Genomic DNA, 20,485 nt, shown 5'->3' with positions numbered 1-20,485 from the left:
CTTTAGCCTGTAAGATAGGGCGTATGTCCTGATTTGATTGTATGCCGGCAAAGGGGTAATATTAAATTCGTAATTTTACACCAAGTTAACATTGTGGTGCTATGATGTGCATGTGTGCAGTTTTGTAAATTTAATAACCTATGAAAAGACGGGGGAACCTATGGCACAACGATTGCTTGTCATTGAAGACGAACCGACACTGGCCCGGCTGCTGTCTTATAATTTGACACAAGAAGGCTATGAAGTGACGGTGGAGGATCATGGAACGGCAGGATATGACCGTGCGACTAGAGAACCTTTTGATTTAATCGTACTGGATCTTATGCTGCCCGGCATGAACGGCATTGACATTCTGGATAAATTGCGTGGACAGGGCATACGTACACCGGTCATTGTACTGACGGCCAAGAATGCCGAAGAAGATGTAGTCCGGGGCCTGAAATCGGGGGCCGATGATTACATAACCAAGCCGTTTGGCGTCTCCGAATTACTGGCCCGCGTCAGTGCGGTCCTGCGCCGGATATCCGGCCTTGCCGAGGAGGCCCCGCCGGAAACGGCAGTATCCGCTTCGACCATTATCCTGGGACAGCTGGAAATCTACCCGGAACGTTATGAAGTTTCGCTGGGCGGACAGAGTATTAATCTGCGTCCCAAGGAGTTTGAAGTCCTGCTGTATCTGGCCCGGAAGCCGGGTGTGGTTCTGACGCGTGATGATCTGATGAATGCGGTCTGGGGTTTCGATTATATCGGCGGCCAGCGTACTGTAGACGTTCATGTCAGCTCGCTGCGCAAGAAGCTTGAGCTTGATCCTGAATCTGTTCATATTGATTCCATCCGCGGCGTGGGCTATAAGCTGGTCGTGAACAAGAAGAGAACACCAGTCATTTGATATGGCGGTGTTCTTTTTCTGATACACCTGTCCTGCTGAATTTTGATTTTACACAGCGTTAACAATTCTCTGGAGCTCTATTTACACTGAAAGCTTATCATGGGGAACGAAGATGATGAGAAGGAGACAACAGAAACTAATGAAATCCATCATTGACATAGAGAAACTTGATCTCTACTATGAGTCATTTCACGCGCTGAAGAATGTGGATCTGCAAATTCCGGAGAAACAGGTTACCGCTTTTATCGGTCCTTCCGGCTGCGGAAAGTCCACGCTGCTGCGTACCCTAAACCGAATGAACGACATGATTCCCGGCACGCGTATTGAAGGAACAGTAAACATCGGCGGTAAAAATATTTACAGCGACGAGATTGAAGTGGAAAGTCTGCGTAAGCAGGTAGGGATGGTGTTCCAGCAGCCCAATCCTTTTCCCAAGTCGATTTATGACAATGTAGCTTATGGTCCGCGCCTCCATGGGGTGAAGGGCAAAGCCGAGCTTGATGTCATTGTGGAGCAAAGCCTGCGCCAATCCGCACTCTGGGAGGAAGTGAAGGATTTCCTCAAAAAGTCTGCCCTCAGCTTGTCCGGTGGCCAGCAGCAGCGTCTCTGCATCGCCAGAGCCCTTGCCGTACAGCCGGATATTCTGCTGATGGACGAGGCCACCTCCGCACTTGATCCGGTGTCCACGCTGAAGATTGAGGAGCTGGTACAGGAGCTGCGGGATAAGTATACGATTGTAATGGTCACGCATAATATGCATCAGGCCGCCCGGGTGTCGGGGCGTACCGTATTTTTCCTGAACGGCGTTATCGTGGAGGCTCAGGATACGGAACTGCTGTTCTCGAATCCCAAAGACTCCCGCACTGAAGATTATATATCCGGACGCTTCGGTTAAGCGGCAGAGGAATCCGTTCCCGGAAGGAAATCAGCGGTATAAGCTGAACTTAAGAATGCTTTACGGCGTATTCTTAAGTTCACTCTATATGACCATATGTTTTTGAGGAGGATCGTTTTCAATATGATTCGCAGAAAAGAATTCGATAAAGATCTGGAAGAGCTGCGCAATCTGCTGGAGCAGATGGGCGAGCATGTTACGGATGCGCTGGAAGGTGCTGTACTCGCTTTGCAGAATCTGGACACCGTACGGGCACAGGAAATTGTTAAGAACGATTTACGGCTGAATGCGATGGAAGACCGGATTATGGAGATCGGCTCACGGCTGATCATCACCCAGCAGCCGGTAGCCAAGGATCTGCGCCGCATCATTGTAGCCTTCAAAATCTCCAGTGACCTCGAACGTATGGGCGATCTGGCACTGGATGTGGCTAAGGTAACGATGCGGATCCAGGGGCAGCAGCTGATTAAACCGCTTGTGGATATTCCGCGGATGGCCGAGATTGTTACGGTAATGATCTCAGAGGCAATTCAGTCCTATCTGGATGAGAATACGGATCTGGCCTACAAAATGGCGCAGGACGACGATCAGGTCGACGGGCTGTACAGTGCAATGATTAATGAACTGTACACTTACATGGTTCAGAAGCCCGAGTCGGTTAATCAGGCGATGCTGCTTACGCTGGTTGGCCGTTATATTGAGCGTATCGCAGATCATGCGACCAACATTGGCGAGAGCGTAGTTTATCTTGTAACGGGCAAACGTCCGGATCTGAATCAATAAAAGCATAAGGCACGACAGCAAGCCTTCATCCCCGGAGGCTTGCCTTTTTTGTTTTAAAGCGCCGTCTGATTGGAAATCCTGCTTAGGATGCCATAAGCTGCAGACCCGTGTGAATCCGGCGGGCTTCATGAATAGGCTTCACTAAAATCAATCATCCTTATGTTTCAACTTGGTGCGGGGCATATGGTACTATATAAGAAGTAAGCAAGATAAAGGCGAGGTGCTAGAGTGGACAAGCTGATACTGATTGATGGAAATAATATCATTTACCGGGCGTTTTTCGCGATGCCGCCGCTGACGAATACAGCAGGACAGCAGACGAATGCGGTGTACGGTTTCACGACGATGCTTCTGCGATTGATTGAAGAGCATAAGCCGAGTCATATGATTGTAGCCTTTGACGCCGGGAAGATTACCTTCCGGCATGAAGGGTATGAAGATTATAAGGGCGGACGCCAAAAAACTCCGCCGGAATTGTCCGAACAGTTCCCGCTGCTGAAGGAATTGCTGCAGGGATTAGGGGTGCCGCAGTTTGAGATCGGCGGCTATGAAGCCGACGATATTATCGGCACCATCTCCCGCGAGGCGGATGCCGCAGGGCGGCAGGTGATGATTGTGTCCGGGGATAAGGACATGCTGCAGCTGGCGTCCGAGCATACAACCGTCGCGCTGGTCCGTAAGGGTGTTACGGAAGTAGAGCTGTACGGGCCGCAGCAGATCCGGGACAAATATGATCTTACCCCGGAGCAGATCATCGATCTGAAAGGGCTGATGGGCGATGCCAGTGACAATATTCCCGGTGTGCCGGGAGTAGGGGAGAAGACAGCGCTCAAGCTGCTTCAGCAGTTCGGATCAGTAGAAGGGGTACTGGCCGGAACCGGTGAGCTGAAGGGCAAAATGAAGGAAAAGCTGGAGGAGCATGCTGACAGCGCCATCATGAGCAAGAAGCTGGCGACGATCTACCGCGAAGTTCCGCTGGCGCATGCCTGGGAGGATATGGTCTTCAGCGGTATCAATACGGATACGGCCGGTCCTGCACTCGCTAAGCTCGAATTCAAATCCCTGCTCGAACGCCTGTCGCTGAGCGCTTATTCGCATGCAGCCGATGGCAGCAGTTCAGATCCAGCAGCGGTGGAAGCGGCAGCGCTTAATATCACTATTGTGGATGAAGCCGGACTGGCTGACCTGATTGCTGCGCTGCCGGGCATTTCGGCGCTGCATGTGGAATCGAATGGTGAAAATCCTCACCGTGCAGAGGTCATTGGCCTCGGGCTGTCTTCGCCGGAGCAGCACTACTTCGTGCCGTTTTCCCTGCTGAAGAGCGCCGCAGCGGCGCCGCTGCGGGACTGGCTCGGCGATGACAAAGCGCCGAAGAGCGGGTATGACCTGCACCGTGCCGATCTGGCGCTGCATTGGCAGGGGATTGCTTTTGCCGGAGCTGCTAATGATGTCCAGCTTGCCGCATATCTGCTCGACCCGACGGAAGCGAACCAGAATCTGAATGACCTCACGAGCAAATACGGACTGCCCCGCTTATCGCCTGATGAAGATGTATTCGGCAAAGGGGCCAAATATAGAATACCGGAGCTTGAGATTCTCGGAAACCACGTAGCCCGCAAGAGCGCAACCGTGCTCGGCATCGTGCAGAAGCAGCAGGAGGAGCTGGAAGAGACCGCGATGACCGGACTGTTTCAGGATCTGGAAATGCCGCTCTCGCGGATTCTTGCCGATATGGAGAAGCAGGGTATTGCGGTTAACAAAGATGACCTCATAGAGCTCGGCAAAGAATTCGAAGCACAGATCTCCAGGCTGGTTGGAGAAATCTATTCGATCTGCGGAACAGAATTCAATCTCAATTCACCGAAGCAGCTGGGGGAAATCCTGTTCGTGAAGCTCGGCCTGCCTGTCGTCAAGAAGACGAAGACCGGGTATTCCACCGATGCCGAGGTACTGGAGAAGCTGGCTCCTTACCATGACGCTGTGCGCCTGATCCTGCAATACCGTTCCATTGCCAAGCTGCAATCCACCTATGTGGAAGGCCTGCTGAAGGAAATCTCGCCCGAGACCGGCAAGGTCCATACCTTCTACCGGCAGACGATTGCCGCAACGGGACGTCTCAGCAGCCAGTTCCCGAACCTGCAGAATATTCCGATCCGGCTGGAAGAAGGCCGCAAGATCCGTAAGGTGTTCGTGCCTTCCGAACCCGGCTGGTCGATTCTGGCGGCGGATTACTCGCAGATTGAGCTGCGGGTGCTGGCACATATCTCCGGCGATGAGCGGATGAAGGAAGCTTTTGTAGAAGACATGGATATTCACACGAAGACCGCGATGGACGTATTCGGCGTTACAGCCGATATGGTGGACAGCAATATGCGCCGTTCCGCCAAGGCGGTTAACTTCGGGATTGTGTATGGCATCAGCGATTACGGCCTGTCACAGAACCTGAACATTCCGCGCAAGGAAGCGGCCCAGTTCATTGAGCAGTATTTCGAAGTATTCAAGGGTGTCCGCCGCTATATGGATGATATCGTGGTCGAGGCACGCAAGCAGGGGTATGTGACCACTTTGCTGGAGCGCCGCCGCTACTTGCCGGAGATCAATGCGAAGAACTTCAATCTGCGTTCTTTCGCCGAACGTACCGCCATGAATACGCCGATCCAGGGAACGGCTGCCGATATTATCAAGCTGGCAATGGTTCACATGGACAAGGCCCTGTACGAGCGCGGGCTGAAGAGCCGAATGCTGCTGCAGGTGCACGATGAGCTTGTATTCGAGGTGCCGGAAGATGAACTGGAGCAGATGAAGCAGTTGCTGCCGGAGATTATGGCCGGAGCGCTGAAGCTGTCCGTTCCATTGAAGGCAGAGGTAAGTTTTGGCAGTAACTGGTATGAAGCGAAATAGGCTCCCCGCATCCGCTGGATATCCGGTATAATGGAGTGGAGGTGAGCCATTATGCCGGAACTGCCGGAAGTCGAAACAGTCAGAAGAACACTTAATGATTTAATTACAGGCAAGCAGATAGAGCATGTCACCGTCCGGCTGCCGCGGATTATTCAGCGGCCGGATGATATTCAGGCTTTTGCCCATATGCTGGCAGGCCATAGCGTAGTAACGGTTGAGCGCAGAGGCAAGTTCCTGCGGTTCGTCTTCGATGGACTTGTGATGGTCTCCCATCTGCGGATGGAGGGCCGTTACGGGGTGTACCGGGAGGGCGAGCCGCTGGACAAGCATACTCATGTGATTTTCCATTTCACCGATGGTACGGAGCTGCGTTATACCGATGTACGCCAGTTCGGAACGATGCATCTATTCCAGCCGGGTGAGGATCTGCTGCTGAAGCCGCTGAATAAGCTGGGACAGGAACCGCTGGATGCAGAGTTCACCCTGGAGCGTTTCAAGCAGATTGTCTCGCGGAGAAGCACCAAAATTAAGCCGTTGCTGCTGAATCAGGAATATATCGTCGGTATCGGCAATATTTATGTGGATGAATCTCTGCACCGTGCCGGTATTCATCCGGAAGAAACCGCAAACTCTCTCTCGGAGGACCATCTGGCCAGGCTGCATCATGCGATCGTTGCAACCTTGACAGAGGCAGTGAATGCGGGAGGCTCCTCAGTGAAATCGTATGTCAACGGCCAGGGGGAGAGCGGGAACTATCAGGATCAGCACCGCATATACGGACGCAAGGATCAGCCGTGTGCTACCTGTGGAACGTTGATTGAGAAAAGTGTTGTCGGCGGCCGGGGCACGCATTATTGTCCGAGCTGCCAGCCTGTACCGGTGCAGATAAGGTAAGCATTCAGCCGGGCTTATGAAGTGGATTTATAAGGGAATTCTAAGCGGTGTTGTCCATGCTCCATCAAAAGGCAGGCACTCACTGCCCGTCCCGCCCATATAATGTGTGAAGATTGCTGATTAAGGCGAACGGATCCCGGCTAACAAGGCTGCCAGGTTCCGGTTCTTCACGGGAGGGATTGCGGGTGCTGAGCCCATTGTTGTCATTGCTGCTGCTTGCGTTTGCTCTTAGTTTGGACGGATTTGGTGTAGGCATTACATATGGACTGCGTAAAATGAAAATTCCTTTGCTCTCAATTATGATTATCTCGCTCTGTTCGGGGGTAGTCATTTGTGTGTCTATGCAGGTCGGCGTGCTGCTGGCCAAGGTGGTCTCACCGCATGCCGCTTCCAGTATCGGAGCGGTTATTCTCGTCTTGATGGGCTGCTGGTCGCTGTTCCAGATGCTGACACAGAAAGAGAAGGAGCAGGGGGAAGCAGAGCTGGGCGCGGGAGAGGGGCTCCCAGACCGGCAAGCCTTGCTGGAGACGGCTGCTGCCGCTGCGATTGGGGAAGAGGATGAACCGCTGAAGCCGGCTGTATTCTCGCTGGAGCTCCGGCATCTGGGAGTAGTCATTCAGATCCTCCGCACCCCGTCTTCCGCCGATATGGATGCTTCCGGGAGTATTTCCTCCATGGAAGCCATGGTCCTGGGCATTGCGTTGTCGCTGGATGCCTTCGGTGCCGGTCTCGGCGCTGCGCTGCTCGGGTTCAGCCCGGTGTCAACCTCGCTGATGATCGCAGTGTTCAGCGGAACATTTCTGCTGCTGGGAATGAAGACAGGACTAAGATTGTCAGGCAGCTACTGGATGAAGCATGCGGCTGTTCTGCCGGCGTTATTATTAATTGCAATGGGTATAATGAAGCTATTATGAGGTGAGTACATGATTATGGGCTTAACCGGAGGGATTGCCTCCGGAAAAAGCACCGTGTCCGCACTGTTTGTCGCCAAGGGAGCTGCTCTGGTGGATGCCGACGTTATCGCCAGAGAGGTTATGCTCCCCGGACATCCGGTGCTGGCCGCTGCTGTACAGGCTTTTGGAGAGACGATTCTGCAGCCGGACGGAACACTGGACCGGGCGAGGCTGGGGGAGATGGTTTTCCGGGATCCGGAAGCACTTCAGACCTTGAACAATCTGACACATCCGGCGATCCGCACAGAAATTAAGGACCGTATGTATGCGTTAGATCAGGAAGATCCGCAGCGGCTGGTTATTGTGGATATTCCGCTGCTCTATGAATCACAGCTGGACAATTTATTCGATCAGATTATTGTGGTCTATGTGCCCCGCAGAGTCCAATTGGCCCGGCTCATGGCGCGGAGCGGAATGACGCTGGAACAAGCCGAGAACCGGCTGAAATCGCAGATGGACATCGAACTAAAACGCAGGAAAGCCGACTATGTGATCGACAACAGCGGTGATCCCGTAGCTACGGAGCGGCAGGTTGCCGGCCTGTGGGACAGGCTGGGCCTCTCATGATGAAGTGGCTGCGCAAAAAAAGAGTACTGCTGGTGCTGTTTATCGGCTTTACAGCGATCCTGTTCCTGGGCACCAATTGGATGTCTTGGTTTTATCCGATACATTATAAAGATGAGATCCGCAAACACAGCCTTACTTATGAGATGGACCCGTTCCTGGTGGCGTCGATTATCCGCGTTGAGACCAATTTCAAGACCGGACGCGAATCCAAAAAAGGTGCGATCGGACTGATGCAGCTGATGCCGGATACCGCCAAGTGGGCGCTGGAAAAGGCCAAGCTTCCCGATGTGTCGCTTGAGCGGCTAAAAGAAGAGCCATCCTCCAATATCGAACTGGGCACCTGGTATTTGTCTACGCTTTCGCGGCAGTTTGACGGCAACCGGACAGCGGTTATAGCCGCTTATAATGCCGGCCCCGGCAAAGTACAGAGCTGGCTGGATGAAGGCCGGTGGGACGGAACAGAAGCGTCTGTGAAGGATATCCCGTTCGGCGAGACCCGTCATTATGTACAGCGCGTCATTTATTATTATGACCAATACACGGAGCTCTACAGTGAATTCTGAGGCTCTGCTTTAAATATTGCGTTTGTGCCGACATAAAAAGAAGCATCAAACGGCCCGGAGGCCGTTCAATACTTCTTTAGGCAAGCTTATGGAGACAGGTTATTTGTATTGACCTGCCAATTGCTGTTCAGCCAGGGTTACAAGACGTTTAGTGATGTATCCACCGATCGAACCGTTTTCGTAAGATGTTTTATTGCCTTGGTATCCATCTGGGGAGAGGGTGATACCTAGTTCTTGGGCAACTTCGAATTTCAGTTGTTCCAAGGCACCGCGTGAATTTGGAGCTACCAGGTTATTGGAGCTGTTGTTTTGGCTCATTGCTGTTCACCTCCTATCGGTTGGTAACTGTATTATGTGCCGGACTTGCCATATTCATAACAACAAATAAACGGTGATTTCTGGAAATTAACATAAGCCCCGTAGAGCCTGGTTTTTCAGGAGCGGGGCATACCCATTCTTACTATGAGGAAGTGATGAAGCTTATGAAATGCCCTTACTGTGATCACACCAATACCAAAGTGCTTGACTCCCGTCCAGCCAATGAGAATAAGTCAATCCGCCGCAGGCGCGAATGCGAACTGTGCAGCCGCCGTTTCACCACCTTCGAAATGATTGAAGAGACCCCGCTGATCGTTATCAAAAAAGATGGCAGCCGCGAAGAATTCAGCCGTGACAAAATCCTCCGTGGCCTCATCCGTGCCTGCGAGAAGCGTCCCGTTTCCGTAGAGCGTCTGGAAGTCATCGTATCCGAGGTTGAGAAAAGCCTGCGCGGCATCGCCCTGGCCGAGATCGAGAGCCGCCAGATCGGCGAGCTGGTCATGGAGCAGCTCTATCCTGTAGATGAGGTAGCTTACGTCCGCTTCGCGTCCGTGTACCGCCAGTTCAAGGACATCAACATGTTTATGAAGGAACTGAAGGGACTACTCTCTAAGGGGACTGAGGAGCTGGACGGGCTGTAGGAGGCTTTGTGAAGAGGTAATGTGCCATTCCTGGCATAAAGGGGCTAGCCTTGATATTGTGAGGCTGGCCTCTGTGTGAAGCGCCTTTGCATAGAAATTAATTAATTTTATAAAAGTGTTGACACTGATGCTGAATTTCTGTATTATATAGAAGTCGCCTACGAAACATAACAACTTGAAAGCGACTTGAGCGAACCGCTCAAAATGGATTTCAGAATACATAATGTGATTCGAAATCAAGCGTATGGGGAATTAGCTCAGCTGGGAGAGCGCATCGCTGGCAGCGATGAGGTCAGGGGTTCGAGCCCCCTATTCTCCACCATACTACGGACTCTTAGCTCAGTTGGTAGAGCAGTAGACTCTTAATCTATTTGTCCAGGGTTCGAGCCCCTGAGAGTCCATCACAGAAGAAACGGCAGAGATGCCGTTTTTTTGTTGTCTGGAGGGGGATATTTCCATGATCATTAATAATCAGGAATACCAAGTTAAAGGTTTAAACTACACGATCCGCTCAGCAGTTAAGGCAGACGCGAAGTCTCTGTCCGGGGTAAGGCTTCAGGTTGACGGGGAGACCGAGCATATGGACCGGGTGCCGGGAGAAGCTTTTATTGATGAAGCCGGATTTGAAACAATTATCGAGAGGGATACGAACCATTCGCGGAATATATGTCTGGTTGCGGAAGCGGACGGCAGAATCATTGGTTATTCCCGGTGTGAAGGACATGATCTTCGGCGGTTTAAGCACAAGGTGGAATTCGGGGTAGGAGTCTTGAAACAATATTGGGGCTTCGGAGTAGGTAAAAACCTTCTGCAGGCGTCCATTTCCTGGGCTGACGCAAACGGAATAACCAAGATCATTCTAAGCGGCGTTCTGGAAACCAATGAGAAGGCGATCCGCTTGTACCAAAGCCTTGGTTTTGAAGTTGAAGGGATACTGAAGAAGGACCGTATCCTGTCAGACGGCAAATATTACAGTACATATATGATGGCGAGATATACAGATTAGGCCTGGGAGTAGAAAGGCTTGATTGTCCCCAAGAACGGCAGAGCTGCTGTTCTTTTTTATTTGTCTCGGGTATCTGAGCCTTTGTTTCTATTTACAAACCGATGGTCGGTATGTATAATCATGATAAATTAAAGTCAAAGCAAAGCAGGACGAAGGAGGAGAATCGCCATGAAGAACTCAGACCGCCGGAAGCAGACCATCCGGCAACTAATGGATGCAACCAAGGAATTGTTGCGGGTCAAAAGCTGCCATGCGATCACCTTAAAGGATATCATGGAGCAATCGCAATTATCGAAGGGTGCAATATTCCATTATGTAAAGAGTAAGGATGAGATTTTTGCCTGGGTGCTGGAGGAGAGGCTTGAAGCTGTGAATGAACGTTTTGAGGAAGAAGTGGCAGGCAGCCTTAACAAAACGTTCGACGGGCCGATGCTGGCCATCTCCAGGAGCCTTGCAGGATTGGAAGACAGCCATGAAGCGACCAATAAGGTTCTTCTATACTTGCTGGGCAAGGAGAATGAACCGGCGGTAGCGGAAGTGCTTGAGCATTTTCATGAGCGGTCGGTATCAGTCTCCAGGCAGTGGATTACAACGGGTCAAAGGCACGGGGTGATCAAAGAAAACGTGAACCCTGATGAGACGGCGGAGTTGTTCGTCCTGCTGTCACTGGGTCTGCGTGTGCGGGCATCCCTGCGCCCATCATCTAAGTCAGTTGCAGCGAAAGAGGTATCGGACTTTATGGCTGGAATTCTGAAAAAATAAAGTTAAGGGAGGATTATAAAATGGTTCCTTTTATAGCGCTCATCTTATCCTTTTTGCTGTTTCGGGTGGTTGGTCTCCTGGGCGTGACTTATTGGAATGACTGGCATACCTCCATTCAATGGGCAGTATCCATAATGCTGCTAATGGGTGCTTCTGCTCACTGGGGGCGGCGGCGGTCTGATTTGGTAAGAATGGTGCCGCATGCTTTTCCGCAGAAAGAATGGATTGTGACGGTTACCGGGATCTTGGAAATTGCCGGAGCTATCGGTATCCTTCTGCCCGCTTTCTCACCAGCGGCTTCTGTGTGCCTCGTTTTGCTTCTTATCGCAATGCTCCCCGCCAATATCTATGCCGCCCGCAACAAGTTGACAATCGGCGGCAAGCCTGTGCCGAAATTGCCGGCCCGTATAGGAATTCAGAGTATATTTATCACTGCAGTACTACTTGCCTCCCCGCACATATAACTGCTGATCTACACGAGCTGGGGCTATATTGGTCAGATTTCAGCTTGCACGACTGAACTTGCTAAGAACTCCAGAACTTCCATTCCTTCCGTTGTCCGGGGACAGGGAATACTGTTAAAGGAACCGGCTACGAACGGGGCCGGAGCATGTTTCCGACTATCCGCAGACTCTGCTTACGGGTAACGAATCTGGACAGCTGGGCTCCGAGGTAATTTTGCGATCCTGGAACTGTGTATATCTTCTTGTTGGCGAGCGAGCGCAGCGCAGTTTCCACTACTTGTTGCGGAGTTGCTTTTTTCCCGATGGAAGCTTCCTCCGTTCCCACAACAGCGAAGAAGTCTGTATCTGTAGAACCGGGACAAAGTGCAAAGAACTGGACTCCGCGGTCACGGTTCTCCCACCATAACGCCTCTGTAAAGGATAGGACAAATGCTTTGGTTGCCCCATACACAGCCATATAGGGGAGAGGCTGGAATCCTGCAGTGGAAGATACATTGATGACAGTGCCTGAGCTTCTGCGCAGCATATCCGGTAAGAATAGATGAGTCATATTTACAACCGCAGCAACATTCAACATGATCTCTTCATGCTGCCGCTGGCCTGAGATTTGTTCGAACAATCCATGGGTCGCAAATCCGGCATTATTGATCAGCAGTTCAATCTCCAGCTGCAACCGCTGGCATTGCTGGAACAAATCGCGGGGGGCGTCTGCTTCCGCAAGGTCCATAGCTATCACTTCGGCCTTGATGTTGTATTTTCTTCCGAGTTCTGCTGCGAGCGTATCCAGTTTGCTCTTAGTTCTAGCCACCAGCACCAAATGACTTCCTTGCTTAGCCAGTTGCCTTGCAAACTGTTCGCCGATACCGGAAGAAGCTCCCGTGATTAGCGACCATTTCCCTTGAATATTCATAACGTATTCCTCCTAATAAATTGAATGTAATCATCAGAAACGTAGGTACCGAGTGTGCATCTTAGGGAACTAAGATTTTATATGGTAACACTGTTACCCGATGAAATCATAGTATCTTGTTATCTGGAGAAAGTCAAACCTTCTTTTAATTATATGTAGGACCAGTGTGGTTGGTTGGAGGATTGACTTTGTGGAACCAACTGTATACAATGCGTGGTATATGAATGGGAAACTGTGTTTCCGGGGAACAACATCATAACCAAAGAAGGCGATTACGTTGAATGAACAAGGAAATCATGCTGAAGCAGCTCCTAAAAAGGTGACAACCTATCAGGAGGCCCGCTTGCAGAACACTGCGAATCTTCGTCAGCTTGTAGTAGATGCAGCAGCTATAATCCTTCAGGAAGAAGGTCCGGAAGCTGTAACCGTGCGAAAAGTGGCGCAGAGGATGGATTGCTCAACCAAGATCATTTACAGTCTGTTTACGAATAAAGAGGGATTAGCCCAGCAATTATATCTGGATGGCTGCAAAATACTCTCCAATGAATTTGAAAGCACTTCGCAGTCAGAAGATCTGCAGCAGTATTTACTGAATCTGGCAGAGGTGTATTGGGAATTCGGCCAACGCCACACAAGCTATTATAAATTGATGTTTGGAGGAGCATTTGCGGATTTCAAACCGGATGAGCAGGGGATGAAAGGCACTGTTACCGCTATGCGGCGGTTGTTATCCGTAATTGTCAGCGCTCAAGAGAAGGGGCTTATTGCTGGTAATTCCACTCCGGAATTAATTGTGGGTACAATCTGGTCCTCTCTTCACGGAGTCATTCACCTGTACATTGGAGGACATCTGGGGAGTGTAGCAGCGGCGCATGTTGTATATGAGCAAACGGTATTTCAGCTTGCAAGCTCGTTGTTCGCACCCGCAGCCGGTTCAGTCTAGAGAAAAGAGCCAATATGGCAGGGATGCGTTCAGGGGCTCGAACCCCTTGAAATGTCCATCACAGAAGAACGGCAGAGATGCCGTTCTTTTGCTGTTAAGAACGCTCTATTTGCTCCCGGCTTCCCATCTCAGATTCCAGTTATAGTGCTGATCTAATTCCTCGTGTCCGGCGAAATATTCTACGAGCCGCTCCACGCTGAAGGTCTCATCCTGCTGATTACGAATCATGGCGATGGCACACATTCCCTTATTATTGTTGTGCTCATCCAGCCGGACCTCGATCTCAGGCCCGTTCTGCTGCCTGATAGTCACACGGGCGTCAGCCTGCGACCAGTTCGTGATTCCCTCATAGATAAAGGCAAAGACAACAATCCGGCTGATCTCGGAAAGATAATGGCCGTTGATCCGCAGATTCTCACCTGTGGCGATCGATCCGGTGCGGTCATCCCCGTCCAGGGAAATGTAGGGCGGCCGGTTCAAGCTGCCGAAGGACTCACCGAGTGCCTGGACAGAGCCCTTAAGCCCGTTTTTCAATTCAAACAGACAACCGAGATCAAGATCGATACCTTTGCTGCCGAACCAGCCGGATGATTGGGTCTGCACCCAGTTCAGGTTAATCAGGATCTCGCCTAGTGATCCTGCCCCTTTCTGCAGATTGATCCGCTCCCCGCGTTTCTTAAGCAGGAGGGTACCAGGATTTAATGGAGGGGCTGGAGGCGATGCTGGAGGTGAAGCTGGTGAAGAAGGGGGGAAATTACCCGCCGGTTTAGGCCTTGACCTCAGCTCCGGGAGAATAAGGGGAGACTGCTGCGGCTGAACCACCCGGCTGGCGGGCTGAACAGACGGAAGAATGTCATTGACCCGAATCCCATAACTTTGGCATAGGGCAGCTAAACCGCCTGCATATCCGGAACCCACTGCGCTGAATTTCCATTCATTCTGGTATCTGTAGATTTCTCCGGCGACAATCGCGGTCTCTACAGTGAACGCTTTACCGAGCCTGTAGCGGAGAAGCTCAGTTCCATCAGCAGCATTGATGATCCGTAAATATGCATCGTCCAGCAGCGAGAAGCTGTGCTGCCGTTTCTCAGCCTCATAAATCGTTAGTGCAAATGCAATCCGCTCGTATTCTGCAGGAATCTGACTGAGACTGACAGCGATTTGTGTGTTATCGGTTAACCCTGCGTAGGCTTTTTTATCAGACTGCAATACACATACAGATTGGTCCGGAGTAGAAGGGTTGCCATAAAAAATAAGGTCCTCATCTTTTGAGACGCTCTGGGATGGCGTAAGCAAAAAGGCGGAAAAATCAACCTCAACCGCAGAGCCCGTATTGTGCCAGCCCATTCCGACGATGATACGGGTAAGGAGAGGCGTATCTTTTGTTAAGTTGCATTTTTGTCCCTTTATCAGCTGAGCAGTCATTGGAACCAGCCTTTCAGAAGATTAGTAGAATTGAATGAATATGTGAAGGAGCTTAGAATCTGCCGCGTCTTCCGGCATCGAGGTTCGGACCATTCAGACTGGATAGCTTATCTAAAGAATGTTCGTAGATACGTACAATATCCTGCACCTTTTGGAACTCCGGATCCGAGGGGCCCAGATTGTCCATGAACATCCGCTGCAGGATTTCTCTATAAAAGGAGATGCGGTTCTCGACGAGACTACATTCGTAATCAATGACCTCTTCCACCGAGTGCTGCTGAACAAATTCCATCAGGTCATCAGCCGGGTTATCGTAGGACTCCCGCTCATTGCGCGCGGCAACCGGAGTGTTCACATTATCGAGGTTAACAGTGGAACGTATATCGGTGAAAAGAATTCCCTCTTTTGCCAGCATGACCTGAAAAGGCTTGTGCTTGAACAGCTCTTGGGCGACAAGAGAGCACATTGCCGGATTCCTCAGCAGAATGCCGTCAAAGGGGTGAAGCACCCAGCCTCTGTCATCCCGGTACAGGCTGAACGTGAAGTACTCGCCTCCATACTCATATTTCAGATTAATCGTAGTCTCTGAAGTAAGCTCATATTGAAATGCATCCATTCAAGTTCGTGCCTCCTGCTTCTTATTGGGATTTCTATTAGCATAGCAGAAGATGGGGAATCTTGGGAGAGCACGGTTGATTATTTACAATGAATTGATCTGGATCACGCCTTTGGTTTCTATGATAATATCAAAAACTGGACACGCTCTGAAGAAGGTTACGAGCTGTTTGCCGATATCGGTGAGAAGACGAAGTTCCCCGGCGTGAACAGGGCAAAAATCAATAAAGTATTCCATACTCCTAAACAAAAGATGTTACTCTTATTCGACTACGGCGATGAATGGCATTTTATTGTTCAGTATCTGGGAACTATAGAGGTGAGTCCGGGTAAGAAATTACCGATGATTATGGAGAGTAACGGAGAGGTGCCTAATCAATATGGAGGTTTCGGAGACGAAGAAGAATATGAGGACGAAGATGAATAACCTGCCGGCATGTAGTCCGCGAAATCCTCAATGTAGGTTTTGTACTGAACGCGTCAACACGACTCTCTGAGCAATAGCCGCTTTTAAGGGCGGAGGCTTTTAGGTGCTACGGGCAGAAATAGACCGCATCCTTTGGACTAGGGCGGTCTATTTCTTTTTGAGGTAGTTGAGCAATGCAATAATGAACATGCCGAACATGATCATCAGAGACAACGCTTGATGAACCTCCATTGGCCTCACCTCCCTTCATGGGAGATTAGCCGACCGCCCTTGCAAGCCTTCTATTGTTCAATCAGTATAGCATATTATGGTAAATGGGTAAGTACAAATGTTCCCTGAAATTTTCATCTTCGGACTACACAAATCAAATAAATTTACAATCAGCCCTGGGAATACTTCCAGGGTTTTTTTTGATTGGAATGAAATGAAGTGCGAGTCCCTTGTCTAAGGATATTAACTGCGGGAAAAATGTTAAAGGCAGCCGAAAATCCAATTTATGTATTTTAATGTTATGTTATATAACATATTAGCTCGTTTTAGTTGTGCATTTTAGATGATTTTGTCGAATAATAGGATTTTAATGAAATTTCAAGCTGATAGAATAGACCTATATCCAGACAAGGGGTGAAGAGGAAATGAAAAAGTGGTTAACGGTGTCACTTATTATGACAATGATGGTGGTTGTGCTCTCGGCATGTGGAGGAAACCAAGCAGATGACAGCGCATCGGGCGGTAGTTCGGACAAGCTGGTTGTCTATACCCCGAATAGTGAAGCGATGATTAATGCACTTATCCCGGCATTCGAGAAGCAGACTGGCGTTACAGTGGAGCTGGTATCGGCAGGCAGCGGCGAGCTGATCAAGCGGATTCAGTCAGAGAAAACCAACCCGTACGCTGACGTCATGTTCGGCGGAGCTTATGCCTTGTTCAATGATAATGCCGAGCTATTCGAGGAATATGTCTCCCCTAATGATAAGGATCTGCTGGAAGGCCACACGAATACGACTGGCATCATGACCTCTTACGTGTCGGACGGAAGTGTTCTGCTGGTGAATACGAACCTTGCAGGTGATATTGAAATTAACGGTTACGAGGATCTGCTCAATCCGGAGCTGAAGGGTAAGATCGCGATGGCGGACCCTGCCAATTCCAGCTCGGCGTTCGCCCAATTGACGAATATGCTTAGAGCTATGGGCGGGGATTATACTTCCGATGCAGGCTGGGATTACGTAGGCAAGCTGCTGGAGAATCTGGACGGTAAAATTGCGGGCGGCTCCAGTAAAGCGCACAAGAGTGTTGCTGACGGCGAATATGTAGTGGCGTTAACCTACGAGGATCCGGCAGTCAGCTACGTAAAAGACGGTGCGCCGGTAAAGGTTGTATATCCGGAAGAGGGAACGGTGTTCCTCGATGCGGTAGCCGGAGTTGTTAAAGGTTCTCCCAATCAGGAAAATGCCCGGAAGTTCATCGACTTTCTGATCTCCAAAGAAGGTCAGGATGCGCTAGGACAAGAAACGACCAACCGTCCGCTGCGCACCGATGCTGCGATCGGAGACTTTATGACACAGATGGACCAAATCAAGGTGATTGATGAGGACGTAGCCTACGTTGCAGAGAATAAGGCAGCTATTGTGGAGCGTTATACCGAGCTGTTTACTAATATTGCTGAATAATTCAAGACCGGAACAGCAAATCAGAGAGAAGGCGGGTGAATAACATGAGCGTTGCGATATCCTTCAAGGACATTGTCAAAAAATATGGCGACACCACCGTTATCCCCGAGCTGTCCCTGGACATTCAAAAGGGTGAGTTCTTCACCCTTTTGGGTCCTTCAGGCTGCGGGAAAACAACACTGCTGCGGATGGTGGCCGGCTTTAACAGTATTGAAGGCGGGAATCTCGGCTTCAATAATAAAGTAATGAACAACGTCCCTCCGGGCAAACGGAATATCGGAATGGTATTTCAGAATTATGCGATCTTTCCGCATTTAAGCGTATCTGAGAATGTTGCGTTCGGGCTGCAGAACCGTAAAGTGGCTAAGGGGGAGCTGCAGCGCAGAGTAGAGGAGATTCTGGATACGGTGCAGATTGAGGTGTACAAAGACAGAATGCCCAAGAATCTGTCGGGCGGCCAGCAGCAGCGTGTCGCCCTGGCCCGGGCCATCGTTATTAATCCTGACGTACTGCTGATGGATGAACCCCTGTCCAATCTGGATGCCCAGCTTCGTGTAGATATGCGTAATGCCATTAAGCGGATTCAGCGTGAGGTCGGGATTACCACGGTCTACGTGACGCATGATCAGGAAGAGGCAATGGCGGTATCTGACCGGATCGCGGTTATGAAGTCCGGGATCATCCAGCAGGTGGGAACACCACGGGATATCTATCAGCGCCCGGCCAATCTGTTCGTTGCTACCTTCATCGGGCGGACCAATGTCATTGAGGCGAAGCTGGAGAGCGGGGCTGAAGGTGAAGCGGTTCTGCATATTGGCAGCAGCTACTCGCTGGCGGTGCCGGGGCTACAAGCGGAACTCAAGTCTTCCGGAACGGCAGCGGTTAAAATTTCAGTCCGGCCGGAGGAATTCGTGCTGGCGGAGGAAGGGGCGGGCCTTACGGGAACGGTTGTAAATAACATTTTCCTGGGACTGAGCACACATCTGGTTGTCGCGCTTGAGAACGGCCAGGAAGTGGAAATCATCCAGCAGTCGGCGACTACTGAAGTGGTGGACATTGGCCGGAAGGTGACTCTCGCCATTCTCCCGGGAACGGTTAATGTCTACGATGCAGCCGGGGAGCGCAATCTGAACCGGGGGCTAGACCTATGAGCGGCCGCATGAAGCGCTGGGATATCTGGTCGCTGATTACCTTCATTATTTTTGCCGGATATCTGGTATTTCTGGCCTTGCCTTTATTCATGCTGCTGATCAAAAGCTTCTTTGACGGGACAACCGGCGAGTTCTCACTTGCCTACTTCCATAAATTTTTCAGCAAGGCCTACTATATGAACGCTGTGTGGAACAGCATTAAGGTGACTGTAAGTGTCACGCTGTTGTCCATCCTGGTCGCCGGACCGCTGGCTTACATCATGACGATTGCCAAGATTAAAGGGAGCGCTACGGTGCGCATTCTGATCCTGATCTCCTCCATGTCGGCGCCGTTCATCGGTGCCTATGCCTGGATACTGCTGCTGGGACGCAGCGGGGTGATCACGAAGTTCATGTCCGGTGTATTCGGCTTCAGCATGCCAGACATTTATGGCTTCTCCGGTATTCTGCTGGTGCTGACGCTTCAGCTGTCTCCGCTGATCTTCATGTACGTATCAGGGGCGCTGAAGAATGTCGACAACTCCCTGATGGAAGCTGCGGAGAGTATGAACTGCACGGGTCTGCGTAAAATGTGGAAAATACTCGTGCCGCTGATTATGCCGACACTTCTCGCCGGAGGGTTGCTTGTCTTCATGCGGGCGTTCGCGGATTTCGGCACACCAATGCTGATCGGCGAGGGGTACCGGACCGTGCCGGTGCTGATTTTCAATGAATTTATCAGTGAGGTCGGGGGAGATGACGGCTTTGCTGCAGCGATCAGTGTAATTGTAGTTGTGTTCGCGGTTACCGTCTTTCTGCTGCAGAAGTACGTTGCGAACCGGAAATCCTACAGTATGAGTGCTTTGAACCCGATTGAACCCAAAAAGCTGAAGGGCATTGCCAATCTGGCGGCTCATGCCTATGTCTATTTGTTCACGTTATTGGCGCTCATGCCTCAGGCCTATGTAGCTTATACATCCTTCCTGAAGACCTCGGGCAAAATATTTGTTGACGGCTACTCCCTGGACAGCTACCGCGCGGCTTTCTCCAAAGTAGGAGATTCCATTTACAATACCTTCATGATGGCCAGTATAACGATTATCATCATTACGCTGGCTGCTGTACTAATTGCATATGTAACGGTGAAGCGTAAAGGTGCGGTTGCGAATGTTCTGGATACCTTCACCATGCTGCCTTACATCGTACCGGGCTCTATTCTGGGGATTGCCCTGCTGGTTACCTTCAATAAGGAACCGCTGGTGCTGAGCGGCACGTCCGTGATTCTGATTGCTGCCTTTGTGATCCGGCGTCTGCCGTATACGATCCGCTCCAGTGCTGCCGTGCTTCATCAGGTGAATGACAGCATTGAAGAGGCGGCGATCAGTCTGGGAGCCTCTACTATGCGGACCTTCTTCAAGATTACGGTGCCGATGATGATCTCCGGTGTATTCGCCGGGGCGATTATCAGCTGGATTAGCATTATCACGGAGCTTAGTACCTCTATTATTCTGTATACAGGGAATACCCGGACGATGACGGTTGCTGTCTACACAGAGGTTGTCCGCGGCAATTATGGGGTTGCGGCTGCGTTATCAACACTGCTGACGGCAATCACTGTGGTTTCACTGCTGCTGTTCTTCAAGCTCTCCGGTAAAAAAGAAGTAACCATGTGATTGAAGACCGGTCCCGGGTAAGCGGGTACCGGCTTTTGTCTATCAGGCTTTTG

22 protein-coding genes and 2 tRNA genes are annotated in these 20,485 nt (G+C 50.7%); 19 read left to right on the top strand and 5 right to left on the bottom strand.

The window, feature by feature from the left end:
• Positions 1-160: 160 nt before the first annotated feature.
• The 8 genes from GC101_RS19855 to GC101_RS19820 all read left to right on the top strand — a co-directional run bounded on the left by GC101_RS19855 (position 161) and on the right by GC101_RS19820 (position 8,445).
• Positions 161-889, top strand: coding sequence for a response regulator transcription factor (locus tag GC101_RS19855; RefSeq protein ID WP_039304977.1), 729 nt, complete (start codon positions 161-163; stop codon positions 887-889).
• A 139-nt stretch (positions 890-1,028) separates the two neighbouring features.
• Positions 1,029-1,784 (top strand): phosphate ABC transporter ATP-binding protein PstB, encoded by a 756-nt coding sequence (pstB, locus tag GC101_RS19850; protein WP_039304980.1) that lies wholly within the window; start codon positions 1,029-1,031, stop codon positions 1,782-1,784.
• Positions 1,785-1,907: 123 nt separating this feature from the next.
• Positions 1,908-2,567, top strand: coding sequence for a phosphate signaling complex protein PhoU (gene phoU / locus GC101_RS19845; protein WP_039304983.1), 660 nt, complete (start codon positions 1,908-1,910; stop codon positions 2,565-2,567).
• 228 nt (positions 2,568-2,795) lie between these two features.
• Complete coding sequence (polA, locus tag GC101_RS19840) at positions 2,796-5,468, top strand: DNA polymerase I (protein ID WP_171718631.1); 2,673 nt, start codon at positions 2,796-2,798, stop codon at positions 5,466-5,468.
• A gap of 51 nt (positions 5,469-5,519) precedes the next feature.
• Positions 5,520-6,362 (top strand): DNA-formamidopyrimidine glycosylase, encoded by an 843-nt coding sequence (gene mutM / locus GC101_RS19835; protein ID WP_171718630.1) that lies wholly within the window; start codon positions 5,520-5,522, stop codon positions 6,360-6,362.
• 185 nt (positions 6,363-6,547) lie between these two features.
• Entirely contained in the window at positions 6,548-7,276 is a 729-nt protein-coding gene (locus tag GC101_RS19830) for a manganese efflux pump (RefSeq protein WP_171718629.1), read from the top strand.
• A gap of 9 nt (positions 7,277-7,285) precedes the next feature.
• Positions 7,286-7,882: a dephospho-CoA kinase gene (gene coaE, locus GC101_RS19825; protein WP_171718628.1), complete on the top strand. Its 597-nt coding sequence runs from the start codon at positions 7,286-7,288 to the stop codon at positions 7,880-7,882.
• Positions 7,882-8,445, top strand: a complete 564-nt coding sequence (locus tag GC101_RS19820; RefSeq protein WP_171718691.1) for a lytic transglycosylase domain-containing protein — start codon at positions 7,882-7,884, stop codon at positions 8,443-8,445. The genes coaE and GC101_RS19820 overlap by 1 nt, the downstream gene beginning before the upstream one ends.
• Positions 8,446-8,544: 99 nt before the next feature.
• On the opposite strand, the gene GC101_RS19815 is transcribed toward GC101_RS19820, so the two are convergent.
• Positions 8,545-8,763, bottom strand: coding sequence for an alpha/beta-type small acid-soluble spore protein (locus tag GC101_RS19815; RefSeq protein WP_039305013.1), 219 nt, complete (start codon positions 8,761-8,763; stop codon positions 8,545-8,547).
• Between the two features lie 164 nt (positions 8,764-8,927).
• Here GC101_RS19815 and nrdR point away from each other — a divergent pair, with 164 nt between their 5' ends.
• The 6 genes from nrdR to GC101_RS19785 all read left to right on the top strand — a co-directional run bounded on the left by nrdR (position 8,928) and on the right by GC101_RS19785 (position 11,636).
• Positions 8,928-9,404: a transcriptional regulator NrdR gene (gene nrdR, locus GC101_RS19810; protein ID WP_039305242.1), complete on the top strand. Its 477-nt coding sequence runs from the start codon at positions 8,928-8,930 to the stop codon at positions 9,402-9,404.
• A 246-nt stretch (positions 9,405-9,650) separates the two neighbouring features.
• A tRNA-Ala gene (locus tag GC101_RS19805) sits at positions 9,651-9,726 on the top strand.
• A gap of 6 nt (positions 9,727-9,732) precedes the next feature.
• A tRNA-Lys gene (locus tag GC101_RS19800) sits at positions 9,733-9,805 on the top strand.
• Between the two features lie 56 nt (positions 9,806-9,861).
• On the top strand, positions 9,862-10,410 hold the full coding sequence (locus GC101_RS19795; RefSeq protein WP_171718627.1) for a GNAT family N-acetyltransferase: 549 nt from the start codon (positions 9,862-9,864) through the stop codon (positions 10,408-10,410).
• A 168-nt stretch (positions 10,411-10,578) separates the two neighbouring features.
• Positions 10,579-11,172, top strand: a complete 594-nt coding sequence (locus tag GC101_RS19790; protein ID WP_171718626.1) for a TetR/AcrR family transcriptional regulator — start codon at positions 10,579-10,581, stop codon at positions 11,170-11,172.
• 20 nt (positions 11,173-11,192) lie between these two features.
• Entirely contained in the window at positions 11,193-11,636 is a 444-nt protein-coding gene (locus GC101_RS19785; RefSeq protein ID WP_171718625.1) for a DoxX family protein, read from the top strand.
• A 127-nt stretch (positions 11,637-11,763) separates the two neighbouring features.
• Here GC101_RS19785 and GC101_RS19780 read toward each other — a convergent pair whose 3' ends face one another.
• Entirely contained in the window at positions 11,764-12,546 is a 783-nt protein-coding gene (locus tag GC101_RS19780) for an SDR family NAD(P)-dependent oxidoreductase (RefSeq protein WP_171718624.1), read from the bottom strand.
• Between the two features lie 277 nt (positions 12,547-12,823).
• Here GC101_RS19780 and GC101_RS19775 point away from each other — a divergent pair, with 277 nt between their 5' ends.
• Entirely contained in the window at positions 12,824-13,489 is a 666-nt protein-coding gene (locus GC101_RS19775; RefSeq protein ID WP_171718623.1) for a TetR/AcrR family transcriptional regulator, read from the top strand.
• Positions 13,490-13,594: 105 nt separating this feature from the next.
• Here the strand turns inward: GC101_RS19775 and GC101_RS19770 are convergent, their stop codons facing one another.
• Positions 13,595-14,914: a TerD family protein gene (locus GC101_RS19770; protein ID WP_171718622.1), complete on the bottom strand. Its 1,320-nt coding sequence runs from the start codon at positions 14,912-14,914 to the stop codon at positions 13,595-13,597.
• 52 nt (positions 14,915-14,966) lie between these two features.
• The gene (locus tag GC101_RS19765) at positions 14,967-15,530 is read right to left on the bottom strand and encodes a hypothetical protein (protein ID WP_042135460.1); all 564 of its coding nucleotides are present in this window, start codon (positions 15,528-15,530) and stop codon (positions 14,967-14,969) included.
• 93 nt (positions 15,531-15,623) lie between these two features.
• On the opposite strand from GC101_RS19765, the gene GC101_RS19760 reads away from it, so the two are divergent.
• Positions 15,624-15,956 (top strand): IS1096 element passenger TnpR family protein, encoded by a 333-nt coding sequence (locus GC101_RS19760; RefSeq protein ID WP_171718690.1) that lies wholly within the window; start codon positions 15,624-15,626, stop codon positions 15,954-15,956.
• 147 nt (positions 15,957-16,103) lie between these two features.
• On the opposite strand, the gene GC101_RS36570 is transcribed toward GC101_RS19760, so the two are convergent.
• Complete coding sequence (locus tag GC101_RS36570) at positions 16,104-16,187, bottom strand: putative holin-like toxin (RefSeq protein ID WP_281365902.1); 84 nt, start codon at positions 16,185-16,187, stop codon at positions 16,104-16,106.
• Positions 16,188-16,591: 404 nt separating this feature from the next.
• Here GC101_RS36570 and GC101_RS19755 point away from each other — a divergent pair, with 404 nt between their 5' ends.
• The 3 genes from GC101_RS19755 to GC101_RS19745 are packed head-to-tail and all read left to right on the top strand — an operon-like array spanning position 16,592 to position 20,432.
• Positions 16,592-17,629, top strand: a complete 1,038-nt coding sequence (locus GC101_RS19755; protein WP_171718621.1) for an ABC transporter substrate-binding protein — start codon at positions 16,592-16,594, stop codon at positions 17,627-17,629.
• Positions 17,630-17,673: 44 nt separating this feature from the next.
• Positions 17,674-18,780, top strand: coding sequence for an ABC transporter ATP-binding protein (locus tag GC101_RS19750; protein ID WP_171718620.1), 1,107 nt, complete (start codon positions 17,674-17,676; stop codon positions 18,778-18,780).
• Positions 18,777-20,432, top strand: coding sequence for an ABC transporter permease (locus GC101_RS19745; protein ID WP_171718619.1), 1,656 nt, complete (start codon positions 18,777-18,779; stop codon positions 20,430-20,432). Before GC101_RS19750 ends, GC101_RS19745 begins: the two co-directional genes overlap by 4 nt.
• Positions 20,433-20,485 lie beyond the last annotated feature (53 nt).

Origin of the sequence: Paenibacillus phytohabitans (assembly GCF_013141775.1) — a bacterium.
GTDB lineage: Bacteria > Bacillota > Bacilli > Paenibacillales > Paenibacillaceae > Paenibacillus_AQ > Paenibacillus_AQ phytohabitans.
This window is presented reverse-complemented; position numbering and strand designations above follow the sequence as displayed.